Genomic DNA, 11,771 nt, shown 5'->3' on the forward strand with positions numbered 1-11,771 from the left:
CGCCACCACGCTCGCCGCCGCCACCAGTGCCAGCCCCGCCGACACCAGCATCGCGATGTCCGCGCCGTGGGCGAGGCCGCCGCCGGAGGAGGTGGCGAGCGCGATGGTCAGGGCGACTCCGGCGCAGGAGCCGATGTAACGGAAGGTCTGCTGGGCGCCCGACCCCATCGCCGCCCGCCCGGCCGGGACGGACTCCACGGCGAGCAGCGGGAGCGCCGCGTTGAGCAGGCCGCTGCCGATGCCGGCCACGACGAGGCCGGGGAGCAGCCGTACCCAGGAACCCGCGTCCAGTGAGCCCAGCATGGTCAGCACGCCGGCCGCGTGCAGCAGGAAGCCGATCGCGAGCTGCCAGCGCGGCGGCACCCGGCCCGCGAGGCGCCGGACCTGGAGGGCCACCGCGAAGGACAGGCCGGACCAGAGGAGGAAGAGCCAGGCGGTGTCCATGGCGGACAGGCCGACCGTCTGCTGGAGGAGGGCCGGAAGGAAGCTGAACATGCCGATCACCGCGAGACCCGTGAACAGGCCGCCGGCGGACGAGGCGAGGAAACGGCGGTGGCGCAGCAGGTCCAGGTCGATCATCGGGGTGGCCGAGCGGCGTTCCACCGCCGCGAACACGGCGAGCAGGACCACGGACGCCAGCAGCAACAGGCCGACCGGTGCCCGCAGCCAGCCGTCCCGGCCCAGGGTCAGCGCCGCGACCAGGGCGACCAGGGCGAGCCCGAAGGTCACGGCTCCGGCGAGGTCGGGGCGGCCGCCGCGCGGGGCCCGGGACTCCGTCAGGAGCCGTGCGGACAGGGCGGCCACGAGCACGGCGGCGGCGCCGAGAACGCCGTAGGACACTCTCCAGTTCGGCAGCGCGCCGCTCAGCAGGGGGCCGACCGCTATGCCGCCGCTCACGAACGCGCCCCACACGCCGGTCGCGTGCAGCCGGCCCCTCGGGGAGGGGAAGGCGTGCACGATCAGGCCCAGGCTGCTCGCGAGGAGCGCCGCGCTGGCCGCGCCCTGGGCGATCCGGGCCAGGGTGAACAGCCAGGTGGTCGAGGTCAGCGCGCCGAGGGCGGTGGTGAGGCCCAGCGCGAGGGTGCCCGCGACGAAGATCCGGCGGCGGCCGTAGTCGTCGGCGAGGCTGCCGGCGACCAGGAGGAGGGCGGCGAGGCCGAGCGGGGTGCCGTTCAGGAGCCACGCCTGGGCGGAGAGCGGGGTGTGCAGATCGGCGGCGACCTCGGGGAGCGTGACCATGGGCGCGGTGTACGTCATGAGGGCCACGGCGGTGGCGGCGCTGGTCAGGGCCAGGGTCGCGGAGGGGCGCGGGGACGCTTCGGGCGGGGCGGGCGAGACCTGCGCCGCAGTCACAGTTCGTTCACTGAACCCAGTCATGGCGGAGACGGTAGCAGAGTAGGTTCGGTCATTGAACCTATAGCCGGAAAATGGTTACAGTGGGCCTCATGGCACTGGGCAAGGACTACGCGACACAGCAATGCTCGATCGCCCGCGCGCTGGAGATCGTCGGCGAGCGCTGGACCCTGCTCGTCGTCCGCGACGCCCTCTATGGCGTCCGGCGCTACAACGACTTCCTCGTCCACCTCGGCATCCCGCGCGCGGTCCTCGCCGCCCGCCTCCAGATGCTCACCGAGGAGGGGATCCTCGAGAAGCGCCGCTACCAGGAGTCCCCGCCGCGCGAGGAGTACGTCGTCACCGACCGCGCCATCGCCCTGTGGCCCGCCCTGCGCGCCCTCGGCCGCTGGGGGCGCGAGCACCACGGTGAGACGGTGATGCGCATCTTCCAGCACGCCGAGTGCGGCACCGAACTCGGCTCCTACGGTGAATGCCCCGCCTGCGCGAGGGTCGTACCGGTCGAGGACGTGCTGATGCTGCCGGGCCCCGGACTCGACCCGGACCCGGCGGATCCGGTCAGCCGGGCCCTGCTCAGGCCGAAGAGGCTCTTGCAGCCGGTCGCGGTCGATCAGGTATAACCGGGGGAGGACCGACGACGGGGAGAGGGGGAGTGCCGTGATCCGCAACTGGGCCGGCATGCGTCCCGCCGCCGCGCTCCTGCTCCTCCTCCTCGACGTCGTCCTGCTCGACACGGGCAGCCTCTCCGCCGCCGTCGCGCTCGCCGCGACCGCCGCGGCCGGCTCCGCGTTCGCCGCCTGCTCGCTGCTCGCCTCGCGCTGCGCGCCCGCCGTGCCGCCCACCCGGGTCCGCACGGCCATCCGCGACCGCGACCGCCGTACGGCCTTCCTGCCGCAACGCGACCCCGACGCCAAGGGCCGCCCCCGCCCCCGAGCACCCGGCCACGCCCTCCCGGCGACCGCCGCGTAGGGGCTCACTCCTGTAAGGACACCCCGCGCGGGTCGTCATGCCGCCTTGCTCACTTCCGGCACGACGAGACCCCCGGAGGGCTCACCCATGTCCGTCTTCTCCGTCTTCGCTGATCTGGTCCAGCATCTCGCCGACCTGCTTCACCCCCTCTTCGGCGCCACCGCGGCCGCCGCCGCGATCGTCCTTTTCACCGCTTTCGTACGACTGCTCGTGCACCCCCTGTCCCGCGCCGCCGCCCGCGGCCAGAAGGCCCGCACCAGGCTCCAGCCGAAGATCGCCGAGCTGCGCAAGGAGCACAAGGACAGCCCCGACAAGCTCCAGAAGGCGGTGCTGGCCCTGCATGCCGAGGAGAAGGTCTCACCGCTGTCCGGCTGTCTGCCCGGACTGTTCCAGCTGCCCGCCTTCTTCCTGCTGTACCACCTGTTCTCCAACACCACGATCGGCGGGAAGGCGAACGAACTGCTCAGCCACGAGCTGTTCGCCGCGCCGCTCGGCGGACGCTGGGCGGACGCGCTCGGGGACGGCGGGATGTTCCAGGGAGCGGGGCTCGTGTACGTCTGCCTGTTCGCGTTCGTGGTGGTGGTGGCGAGCTTCAACTACCGCCGCACCAAGCGCATGATGGCCGCGAACCCGGTCGTGCCGGTCACGGACGGGCAGCCGGTCCCCGGGGCGGGCGCGATGGGCAAGGTGATGCCGTTCATGTCCTTCTTCACCCTCTTCACCGTGGCGGTGGTGCCGCTGGCGGCCGCGCTGTACGTGGTGACCAGTTCGACCTGGGCGGCGGTGGAGCGGGCGGTTCTCTACCGCTGACCGGTCCCTGACCGGTCCCTGACCGGTCCCTGACCGGTCCCTGACCGGTCCAGTCCGTGAACCGGGTATTGCGGACTGGACACTCAGCTTGGAGGATCGACCAGTCATCCGATGGCTGCACCCGTCGGTGGGCGCCCCGCAATAGAGGGAGATAGTGATCATGAAGCTGCTGCGAGTCGGTACGGCGGGAACGGAGACGCCCGCGCTGCTCGACGCCGACGGGGTCCTGCGCGACCTGTCCGGTGTCGTGGACGACATCGACGGGACGCTGCTCGCCGACGACGCGGCACTGGGCCGGGTCCGCGCGGCCGCGGAGGCCGGGGAACTGCCGGCCCTGGACGCCACGGGGCTGCGGGTCGGGCCGCCGGTCGCCCGGATCGGGAAGATCGTCTGCATCGGCCTGAACTACCACGACCACGCGCGTGAGACGGGGGCCGAGCCGCCCGCCGAGCCGGTGATCTTCTTCAAGGCCGCGGACACGGTGGTGGGCCCTTACGACACGGTGCTGGTGCCCCGGCGGTCGGTGAAGACCGACTGGGAGGTGGAGCTGGCGGTCGTCATCGGGCGTACGGCCCGCTACCTGGAGTCGGTGGAGGACGCGCTCGCGCATGTCGCCGGGTACGCGGTGGCGCACGACGTGTCCGAGCGGGAGTTCCAGATCGAGCGCGGGGGGACCTGGGACAAGGGCAAGAACTGCGAGACGTTCAACCCCCTGGGACCGTGGCTGGTGACGGCGGACGAGGTCCCGGATCCGCAGAGCCTGTCCCTGAAGCTGTGGGTCAACGGGGAGTTGAAGCAGGACGGCACGACCGCCGAGCAGATCTTCCCCGTCGGTGAAGTGGTGCGCTACGTCAGCCAGTTCATGACCCTGTACCCGGGCGATGTGATCAACACGGGTACGCCGGCCGGGGTCGCGATGGGGGAGCCCGAGCCCAAGCCCTATCTCCGCTCCGGTGACGTGGTGGAACTGGAGATCACGGGGCTCGGGCGTCAGCGCCAGGAGTTCAAGGACGCGTAGGGCGTTACCCGTAGGGCGGTTACGCGTAAGGCGGTTCGCTCACTTCAGCAGCGACGCCAGGCTGCGCCAGGCCTGCCTCGGGATGCTGGAGCGCGGGCCTCCGTCCACGATCTGCAGGGCCACGTGGTCCGCGCCCGCCTCGATGAACTCGTCGACGCGGGCGCGGATCTGCTCGTCCGTGCCCCAGGCGAAGACCGCGTCGACCAGGCGGTCGCTGCCGCCGTCCGACAGGTCGTCCTCCGTGAAGCCGTTGCGGAGGAAGTTGTTGGTGTAGTTGGGCAGGCCCAGGTAGATGGCCAGGCAGTCGCGGGCCACGCTGCGGGCCTTCGCGGGGTCGGATTCGAGGACGACCTTCAGCTCCGGGGCCAACAGGGGCCCCTCGCCCAGGAGTTCGCGGGACCGTGCCGTCTGGTCCGCGGTGATCAGGTACGGGATCGAGCCGGCCGAGCGGTCCCGGGCCAGCTCGATGGTCTTGGGGCCCAGCGCGGCCAGCACCCGGCCCTCGGCAGGCACTCCCGCCTCGTCCAGGGCGTCCAGGTACGCCACCAGGGCCGAGTACGGGCGGCGGTACTGGTCGGCGATCTTGGCGTGGCTGACGCCCAGGCCCAGGGCGAAGCGGCCGGAGTGGGCGGCGTTCAGCTCGGTGAAGCTCGCAGCGGCGGCCTCGGGTTCGTGGTCCCAGATGCTCTGGATGCTGGTGCCGACGACGATCCGCGAGGTCGCCTCCAGGAGCGGGGCGGCGTTGGCGGCGGAACTGCTGCCGCCCAGCCAGATCGCGCCGAACCCGAGTTCCTCCAGTTCGGAGGCGGCCTCGGCCCGTTCGCCCCGCTGGGCCGGGTCCTCCCCGCGCAGACCGCCGCCGTTCCAGATGCCGTACTTGCCGATGATCTCCTTCATGGCAGATGCCAACGCGGGAGGCCCCGGCGATAATTCCTGTCTCGGACCAACGGTCGCTAACGGTCCTTGCTCAGGAACTCCTCCAGCGCCTCGACCACGAACCGGTGGTCCTGCAGCTGCGGCAGGCCCGAGACCGTCACCGTGCCGACGACGCCCACGCCCTCCACCGTGATCGGGAAGGAGCCGCCGTGGGCCGCGTACTCGTCCGGGTCCAGGCGCGAGGACTCCTCGAAGGTGCTGCCCTTGGCGCGGAAACGGGCGCCGACCAGGTACGAGGCGGAGCCGTAGCGCTCCACGACCCGGCGCTTGCGGTCGATCCAGGCGTCGTTGTCCGGGGCGGAGCCCTGCAGGGCCGCGTGGAAGAGCTGCTGGCCGCCGCGGCGGATGTCGATGGCCACCGGCGCCTGCCGCTCCCGGGCCAGCTCCACCAGCAGGGAGCCCAGCGCCCACGCGTCCTCGTACGTGAACTGCCGGAAGACCAGGCGGCGTTCCTGCGCCTCCAGTTCCTCCAGGGGCGGGGTGAGTTCCGGCTGGAACTTCGGGGTCAGCTCGGTGTTGTGCGTCACAGCTTCACCGCCACTCCGTCGAGGGCCGAACGGCGCGCCGCCTCCAGTACGTCGAGGGCGGCGGCCGCCTCCAGCGCGGTCACCGGGTTGGTGCCGCCGTCGGTCAGGGCCCTGGCCACGGCCGCATAGTAAGCCGGGTAGTCACCGGGGAGGGTGGGGACGGGGCTGCCGCCGCCCGTCACGGGGGACTCGCCCGAGCCGAGCCGGCCCCACAGCGACTCGGGCTCGCGGCCCCAGCCGGCCGCCGTGCCGGGGCGCTCGCCCTCCCGCAGGGCGGCCTCCTGCGGGTCGAGGCCGTACTTCACATAGCCCGCCTTGGAGCCCAGCACCCGGAAACGGGGGCCGAGTTGGGCGGTGGTGGCGGAGGCGTAGAGGTGGGAGCGGACGCCGCTCGTGTGCGTGATCGCGAGGAAGGTGTCGTCGTCGATCTCGGCGCCCGGGCGGCGGACGTCCGCCTCGGCGTACACGGAGGCGGCGGGCCCGAAGAGGGTCAGGGCCTGGTCGACGACATGGCTGCCGAGGTCGTAGAGCAGACCTCCGATCTCTGCGGGGTCTCCGGACTCGCGCCAGCCGCCCTTGGGCTGCGGCCGCCACCGCTCGAAACGGGACTCGAAGCGCCATACGTCGCCCAGCTCGCCCTCGTCGAGGAGTGCGCGGAGCGTCAGGAAGTCGTTGTCCCAGCGCCGGTTCTGGAAGACGGAGAGGAGCAGCCCGCGTGCCTCGGCGAGGTCGGCGAGCTGTCGCGCCTCGGCCGCCGTACCCGCGACGGGCTTGTCGACCACGACCGGCAGACCGGCCTTCAGGGCGGTGGTGGCGAGCGGGACGTGCGTCTTGTTCGGAGACGCGATGACGATCAGGTCCAGCTCGTCGGCGCGGGCGAACAGCTCGTCGGCGCCCTGGACCGTACGGATGTCCGGGTACTCGGCGCGGGCCTGTGCCTGCCGCTCGGGGTTGGAGGTGACCACCGTGTCGAGGGTGAGGCCCTCGGTGGCGGCGATCAGCGGGGCGTGGAAGACGGAGCCCGCGAGGCCGTAGCCGACGAGGCCCACGCGGAGGTCAGCAGCAGCAGTCATGTCCTCCACTTTCGCAACGCTGTTGCCAAAGTGCAAGTGTGGCGGACAATGGCAGGCGTGAACAGGACGAACGGCGGCGTCAACCTCCCGGCCCTGCGCAGCCACAACACCGCGCTCGTGCTCGACCTGCTGCGGGGTGCGGGCGCCGGGGGAATCAGCCGACTGGAACTCGCCGACCGGACCGGGCTGACTCCCCAGGCCGTCAGCAAGATCACCGCCCGGCTGCGGGAGGAGGGCCTCGCGGCGGAGGCGGGCCACCGCGCCTCGACGGGCGGCAAGCGGCGGACGGTACTGCGGCTCGTCCCCGGGGCGGGCCACGCGGTGGGCGTCCACCTGGACCGGGACGCGCTGCGGGTGGCGCTGGTGGATCTCGCGGGCACGGTGGTGGGGGAGCGGCGCGCGGAGCTGGACCTGGGGGCCGGGGCGGAGGCCGTCGTGACGGCGGTCGGGGGAGAGGTCGAAGCGCTGGTGATGGGAGCGCGGGAGAGGGGTGGCAGGGGCTCCCTCCCCGCCCTCCTCGGCGTCGGCGTCGCTCTCCCCGGCCCCCTCGACCACACCCGGGGTGTGCTGCACCGCGTCACCGGCTTCCCCGAGTGGGACGGCTTCCCCCTGCGGGACGCGCTCGCGCGGCGGCTCGGGGTGCCCGTCGTGGTCGACAAGGACACCAACGCGGCCGCGCTGGGGCTCGCGGTCGCGGGAGAGCGCGGGTCGTTCGCGTATCTGCATCTCGGTACGGGTCTCGGTGCCGGGCTCGTCATCGGCGGGGCCGTGCACCGGGGTGCGCGGACCGGGGCCGGGGAGTTCGGGCACCAGGTCGTCCAGCTCGACGGGCCGCCCTGCGGCTGCGGCGACAGGGGCTGCGTCGAGGCGCTGTGCCTGGCGGCGGTGGCCCGGGGGGACCTCACAGAAGCGGCCCGGGTCCTCGGCATCGCGGCCGGCAACCTCGTCGCCCTCCTCGACATCGACCTGGTCCTGCTGGGCGGCCGTACCGTCACCACCGCCCCGGACGCGTTCCTGCGAGGCGTCGAAGCCGTCCTCGCCGAACGCGCCCGGCGCACCGGCGAGGAACCGGTCCCCGTCCGCGCCGCGGCCGACGAGGTCGCCGAAGGCGCGGCGCAACTCGTCCTGGCCCCGCTCTTCGGCCGCGCCGACGCCTGACGGACGGAGCCGGGCAGGCACCCGAACCGACCCGACCGGTCCGCCTCCGCGGCGCCCGCGCCGAGCACCGCGCGGGCCGTTCGACCGACACGGGGGCTGACGTCGTGCGCCGGGCGCGCGGCTGATCGGCGAGAGTGGGCAGGTCCGGCGGCGTGTGCCGTTCTGTGTCGCGGGCGGGCTGGTCGAGCACCGCGCGGGCCGTGAGACCGGCACGCGGGGGGACGCCTTCGCCGGGCGCATGGCTGATCCGTGCGGGTGAGTGCTCCGGCGGCGTGCCGTCCCGTATCGGGTCGGGTGACGGGCCCGTCGAGCCCGGCGGCGTCCGCGTCCCGCGCTCGATGCCGGCCTCGTCGCGTCGCCGGTCGCCGAACCCGCTCAGCGGAACGCCCTGCCCCTGGCCCCCACCCCGCGTCCGCTGATCGAGGGGACTTCCCGGGGCGTACGGAGCGGCGTCCCCCGTTGGGCGCCTCCGCCCGGCACGGTCATGTGTTCATGCGACGGTATGTGCACGGATACACGCCCGCCCTCCTCGGCCTCGCGGCGGCGGCCGCCCTGACTCCCGCGACCCCTGCTCACGCCGACCAGTCCTGCGTCCCCGCCGGCCGCGACTTCCCCCTCACCACCCGTATTCACGGCGGTCCCGCCGTGTACGAGGCCGGTGGGGGCTTCGAGACCTGGAAATTGGACCTGGTCAACACGACCCGGCACACCTGTGGAGGGATCCACCCGGTCGTCGTCCTCGTCGACGAGCGGCACGCCCTGAAGCCGTCCCAGACCCGCCTGGAGTTCTACGACGGCCCCCGCACCCGCGCCGTCCGGTTCGAGACCACCGACGAGGACGAACTCGTCGGGGCCTTCGGAGGCGCCGGGCTCACCGTCGGCCCGGGAAAGACCCTCACCGTGAAGGTACGGCTCGCGGTCACCGCGGACGCCGCACCGAACGAGGTCACCGTCAACGCGGCCGTCGTCCAGCGGCACCGCGACGACGGCGACTGGGTGGGGCAGTCCAACGACTACCGCTTCGGCATCGGCTCCGCCGAGGCCACGCCGTCCGACACCACCCCCACCCCGCCGCAGGGCCTCCCCTTCACGGACGCGGCCGAGGAACTCGCCAGCACCGGCCCCGCCGTGGCCGCCGCCGTCCTCGGCACCGCCGCCCTCCTCCTCGTCACCGCGGGCGCGATCCTCCGAGCCCGTGGCCGCCGCTGACCCCGGACGTTCCGGGACCCGTCCCCAACCGGCCGTTCCCCCAAGATCCGGCCACTGTCTAGGCTGGGGCCGACGCAGCACGGCGTACACGCGTACGGCAGGAGATCCCGCACATGGCAGACCGCAAGCCCATCGATTCGTGGCTCACCGACATGGACGGTGTACTCATCCACGAGGGCGTACCGATCCCCGGCGCCGACGCCTTCCTCAAGAAGCTCCGCGAGTCCGGCAAGCCGTTCCTGGTGCTGACCAACAACTCCATCTACACCCCGCGCGACCTGCACGCCCGCCTGCGCCGCATGGGCCTGGACGTGCCGATCGAGAACATCTGGACCTCAGCCCTCGCCACCGCGCAGTTCTTGGGCGACCAGCGGCCCGAGGGGACGGCGTACGTCATCGGCGAGGCGGGTCTGACCACCGCCCTGCACGACATCGGCTACATCCTCACCGACCACGAGCCCGACTACGTCGTCCTCGGCGAGACGCGCACCTACTCCTTCGAGGCCATGACCAAGGCGGTCCGGCTCATCAACGACGGCGCCCGTTTCATCTGCACCAACCCCGACGAGACCGGCCCCTCCGCCGAGGGCGCGCTGCCGGCCACCGGCGCCGTCGCCGCCCTGATCACCAAGGCGACCGGCAAGCAGCCGTACTTCGCGGGCAAGCCCAACCCGCTGATGATGCGCACCGGGCTCAACACCATCGGCGCGCACTCCGAGACCAGCGCGATGATCGGCGACCGCATGGACACCGACGTCCTGGCCGGCATGGAGGCCGGCATGCAGACCTTCCTGGTGCTCACCGGCCTGACCCGGCCCGAGCAGGTCGAGGACTTCCCGTACCGGCCCTCGAAGGTCGTGGACTCGATCGCGGACCTGGTCGACCGGATCTGAGTAACCCCTGTCGGCCTTCGGCCTGACCCGAACGGAGCAACGCGGTGCCTCCCGGGGTGCGGGCCCCCGGCCCCCGGGAGACCCTCCAGACATCTGGAGGTTCACGATGCGTTTCCCACGCCTCACTCTTTGTACCGCGGTTCTGGCTGTCGCCGCCTTCGCCCCGGCCGCGCAGGCCGTGGACGGCCGCGGCGTCTCGGTGACCCCGTCGGCCCCCGCCGCCGGCGCCGACCTCACGCTGCGGGTGACCGGCTGCGCGGGGAAGACGGCCACCGCCGCCTCGGCCGCGTTCGTCGCCGACGCCCGGCTGACGGGGGCCGGCGGCAACCTCGCCGGTGAGACCCGTGTCCGCTCCTCGGCCGAGTCCGGCCCCTACGACGTGCGGATCACCTGCGCCGACATGGAGGTCGAGGGCAGGATCACCGTCGTAACGGCGAAGGGCGGCACCGCCCCCGCATCCCTCGCTTCCCCCGCCGCCCCCGTCGACGCGGGCGGCGGCTGGACCGCCACCCACCTCTCCTCCATGGCGCCCCAGGCCGCCGGGCCCGGCACCGGGCAGGCGGTGACGGGCCTGGTGCTCACCGGGGCCGCGGCGCTGGCCGTCGTGCTGCGCCGCGGCCGCCGGAGCCGCGAGACGGACTGACCGGCGATGTACGGACGGCTGCTGACCGGCCTGACCTGGGCGGTGCTGCTCCTCGGGCTGTGGCTGTGGGGCAGCGAGCTCACCACCGACGTACGGCACGGCCGGTCCGCGCCGGCCATCGGTGACGTGGCCTCGGTCGGGCGCCCGCCCGGGGCCGCCGAACTGCCGCCCGCCGTACGGCCGTTGACGGGAGCGCGGCCCCAGCGTCTCGACATCCCGGACCTCGGGGTGCAGGCGCCCGTGGTGGCCCGTGGCCTGGACGCCCGGGGCGCCCCCGACCCGCCGCCCTTCGACCAGCCCGGCGTCGTCGGCTGGTACGCGGCCGGTGCGCAACCCGGGGCCGCCGGGACCGCGCTGATGGTGGGACACGTCGACACCGGGACCCGCCCCGCCGTCTTCCAGAGAATCAGCACCCTGGAACCGGGTGAGACGGTCCGGGTGATCCGCGACGACGGCAGGGTCGCCGAGTTCACCGTGGAGGACGTACGGGTCCTCAGCCGCGAGGACTTCGACGCCCACCAGGCCTACGGCCCACGCGAGCCGGGCCGCGCCGAACTGCGCCTGATCACCTGCGGCGGCACCTTCGACCGGGCGAGCCGCAGGTACACGGCGAACGTGATCGTCTCGGCGTATCTGACGGGCACCGGCCTGTAGGACTCCGCAGGCAGCACCCGGCCCGGTCGGCGACCCGCTCCCCCTGAAGTCGCCGACCGGGCTGGTCCTCGACCACGCGCGCTCGGGCTGCGGGAGTAACCCGGCGATGGCGCGGGAGGCCTGGAGGCTCCGTGATGATGACTACGGCCGGGGGCTGGGGCCGTCACCCATGAGAAGACTTTAGAACGGATGAGCGCACGGGCCTAGAGGGGCCCAGAGGCAGATTGACGCCAAGTCCCGTACCCGTGGCTCTGAGTCATCCGTCCTGGTGGGCCAGGGTTCTACGCGGATCCGCCGGCGCCCGCGCCGATCTCCCGGCGCAGTCCGTCGTCGTCCGCGGCGCCCTCGACGACCGCGCTCGCCACCTGGCCCAGGGGCAGCCGGTGCCGTCGCGCGTACTGCCGCAGCGCCATGAACGCCTGGTCGGCGGCGACGCTCCAGCGCTCGGCGAGCATCCCCTTGGCCTGCTCGATGCGGACCCTGCTGGACAGAGCTTGCTGCAACTGACCGGACAGGGTGCGGTGCTGC

The 11,771-nt window shown here is 73.0% G+C and carries 14 protein-coding genes; 9 read left to right on the forward strand and 5 right to left on the reverse strand.

Annotated features, from left to right (window positions below; all coding sequences use genetic code 11):
* Positions 1 to 1,377, reverse strand: a 1,377-nt coding sequence (locus tag ACFVYN_RS21330; RefSeq protein ID WP_390000822.1) for an MFS transporter, incomplete at its 3' end; no start/stop codon positions are given.
* Between the two features lie 68 nt (positions 1,378 to 1,445).
* Between ACFVYN_RS21330 and ACFVYN_RS21335 the strand changes: the two genes are divergently transcribed.
* From ACFVYN_RS21335 to ACFVYN_RS21350, 4 genes are all read left to right on the forward strand, one after another.
* Complete coding sequence (locus tag ACFVYN_RS21335) at positions 1,446 to 1,973, forward strand: winged helix-turn-helix transcriptional regulator (protein WP_390000824.1); 528 nt, start codon at positions 1,446 to 1,448, stop codon at positions 1,971 to 1,973.
* Positions 1,974 to 2,031: 58 nt separating this feature from the next.
* The gene (locus ACFVYN_RS21340; RefSeq protein ID WP_390000854.1) at positions 2,032 to 2,322 is read left to right on the forward strand and encodes a DUF6412 domain-containing protein; all 291 of its coding nucleotides are present in this window, start codon (positions 2,032 to 2,034) and stop codon (positions 2,320 to 2,322) included.
* A gap of 87 nt (positions 2,323 to 2,409) precedes the next feature.
* The gene (locus ACFVYN_RS21345; protein ID WP_390000826.1) at positions 2,410 to 3,132 is read left to right on the forward strand and encodes a YidC/Oxa1 family membrane protein insertase; all 723 of its coding nucleotides are present in this window, start codon (positions 2,410 to 2,412) and stop codon (positions 3,130 to 3,132) included.
* A gap of 160 nt (positions 3,133 to 3,292) precedes the next feature.
* Positions 3,293 to 4,150, forward strand: coding sequence for a fumarylacetoacetate hydrolase family protein (locus tag ACFVYN_RS21350; protein WP_390000828.1), 858 nt, complete (start codon positions 3,293 to 3,295; stop codon positions 4,148 to 4,150).
* 39 nt (positions 4,151 to 4,189) lie between these two features.
* On the opposite strand, the gene ACFVYN_RS21355 is transcribed toward ACFVYN_RS21350, so the two are convergent.
* From ACFVYN_RS21355 to ACFVYN_RS21365, 3 genes are read right to left on the reverse strand one after another with little or no spacing between them, the layout of a single operon-like run.
* Positions 4,190 to 5,047 (reverse strand): LLM class F420-dependent oxidoreductase, encoded by an 858-nt coding sequence (locus tag ACFVYN_RS21355; protein WP_390000830.1) that lies wholly within the window; start codon positions 5,045 to 5,047, stop codon positions 4,190 to 4,192.
* Between the two features lie 56 nt (positions 5,048 to 5,103).
* Positions 5,104 to 5,613: a heme-degrading domain-containing protein gene (locus tag ACFVYN_RS21360; RefSeq protein WP_390000832.1), complete on the reverse strand. Its 510-nt coding sequence runs from the start codon at positions 5,611 to 5,613 to the stop codon at positions 5,104 to 5,106.
* A complete protein-coding gene (locus tag ACFVYN_RS21365) occupies positions 5,610 to 6,686 on the reverse strand; it encodes a Gfo/Idh/MocA family oxidoreductase (RefSeq protein ID WP_390000834.1) in 1,077 nt (358 codons plus the stop codon). Before ACFVYN_RS21365 ends, ACFVYN_RS21360 begins: the two co-directional genes overlap by 4 nt.
* A 48-nt stretch (positions 6,687 to 6,734) precedes the next feature.
* Here ACFVYN_RS21365 and ACFVYN_RS21370 point away from each other — a divergent pair, with 48 nt between their 5' ends.
* The 5 genes from ACFVYN_RS21370 to ACFVYN_RS21390 all read left to right on the forward strand — a co-directional run bounded on the left by ACFVYN_RS21370 (position 6,735) and on the right by ACFVYN_RS21390 (position 11,243).
* Positions 6,735 to 7,844 carry an ROK family protein gene (locus ACFVYN_RS21370; RefSeq protein ID WP_390000835.1) on the forward strand — a complete coding sequence of 370 codons (1,110 nt, stop codon included), beginning with the start codon at positions 6,735 to 6,737 and terminating at the stop codon, positions 7,842 to 7,844.
* Between the two features lie 492 nt (positions 7,845 to 8,336).
* Positions 8,337 to 9,053 carry a hypothetical protein gene (locus ACFVYN_RS21375; RefSeq protein ID WP_390000837.1) on the forward strand — a complete coding sequence of 239 codons (717 nt, stop codon included), beginning with the start codon at positions 8,337 to 8,339 and terminating at the stop codon, positions 9,051 to 9,053.
* Between the two features lie 113 nt (positions 9,054 to 9,166).
* Positions 9,167 to 9,946: an HAD-IIA family hydrolase gene (locus tag ACFVYN_RS21380; protein WP_390000839.1), complete on the forward strand. Its 780-nt coding sequence runs from the start codon at positions 9,167 to 9,169 to the stop codon at positions 9,944 to 9,946.
* Between the two features lie 106 nt (positions 9,947 to 10,052).
* On the forward strand, positions 10,053 to 10,589 hold the full coding sequence (locus ACFVYN_RS21385) for a hypothetical protein (protein WP_390000840.1): 537 nt from the start codon (positions 10,053 to 10,055) through the stop codon (positions 10,587 to 10,589).
* Between the two features lie 6 nt (positions 10,590 to 10,595).
* Positions 10,596 to 11,243 carry a class F sortase gene (locus tag ACFVYN_RS21390; protein ID WP_390000841.1) on the forward strand — a complete coding sequence of 216 codons (648 nt, stop codon included), beginning with the start codon at positions 10,596 to 10,598 and terminating at the stop codon, positions 11,241 to 11,243.
* A gap of 281 nt (positions 11,244 to 11,524) precedes the next feature.
* Here ACFVYN_RS21390 and ACFVYN_RS21395 read toward each other — a convergent pair.
* On the reverse strand, positions 11,525 to 11,771 hold a 247-nt coding region (locus ACFVYN_RS21395), incomplete at its 5' end, for an ANTAR domain-containing protein (RefSeq protein ID WP_390000842.1).

The organism is Streptomyces sp. NPDC058307, from assembly GCF_042880295.1.
Taxonomy (GTDB): domain Bacteria; phylum Actinomycetota; class Actinomycetes; order Streptomycetales; family Streptomycetaceae; genus Streptomyces.

Bases quoted from the DNA above. Each gene is read 5' to 3' on its own strand.
- ACFVYN_RS21335 (WP_390000824.1), top strand. From the start codon at position 1,446: ATGGCACTGGGCAAGGACTACGCGACACAGCAATGCTCGATCGCCCGC.
- ACFVYN_RS21340 (WP_390000854.1), top strand. From the start codon at position 2,032: ATGCGTCCCGCCGCCGCGCTCCTGCTCCTCCTCCTCGACGTCGTCCTG.
- ACFVYN_RS21345 (WP_390000826.1), top strand. From the start codon at position 2,410: ATGTCCGTCTTCTCCGTCTTCGCTGATCTGGTCCAGCATCTCGCCGAC.
- ACFVYN_RS21350 (WP_390000828.1), top strand. From the start codon at position 3,293: ATGAAGCTGCTGCGAGTCGGTACGGCGGGAACGGAGACGCCCGCGCTG.
- ACFVYN_RS21355 (WP_390000830.1), bottom strand. From the start codon at position 5,047: ATGAAGGAGATCATCGGCAAGTACGGCATCTGGAACGGCGGCGGTCTG.
- ACFVYN_RS21365 (WP_390000834.1), bottom strand. From the start codon at position 6,686: ATGACTGCTGCTGCTGACCTCCGCGTGGGCCTCGTCGGCTACGGCCTC.
- ACFVYN_RS21370 (WP_390000835.1), top strand. From the start codon at position 6,735: ATGGCAGGCGTGAACAGGACGAACGGCGGCGTCAACCTCCCGGCCCTG.
- ACFVYN_RS21375 (WP_390000837.1), top strand. From the start codon at position 8,337: ATGCGACGGTATGTGCACGGATACACGCCCGCCCTCCTCGGCCTCGCG.
- ACFVYN_RS21380 (WP_390000839.1), top strand. From the start codon at position 9,167: ATGGCAGACCGCAAGCCCATCGATTCGTGGCTCACCGACATGGACGGT.
- ACFVYN_RS21385 (WP_390000840.1), top strand. From the start codon at position 10,053: ATGCGTTTCCCACGCCTCACTCTTTGTACCGCGGTTCTGGCTGTCGCC.
- ACFVYN_RS21390 (WP_390000841.1), top strand. From the start codon at position 10,596: ATGTACGGACGGCTGCTGACCGGCCTGACCTGGGCGGTGCTGCTCCTC.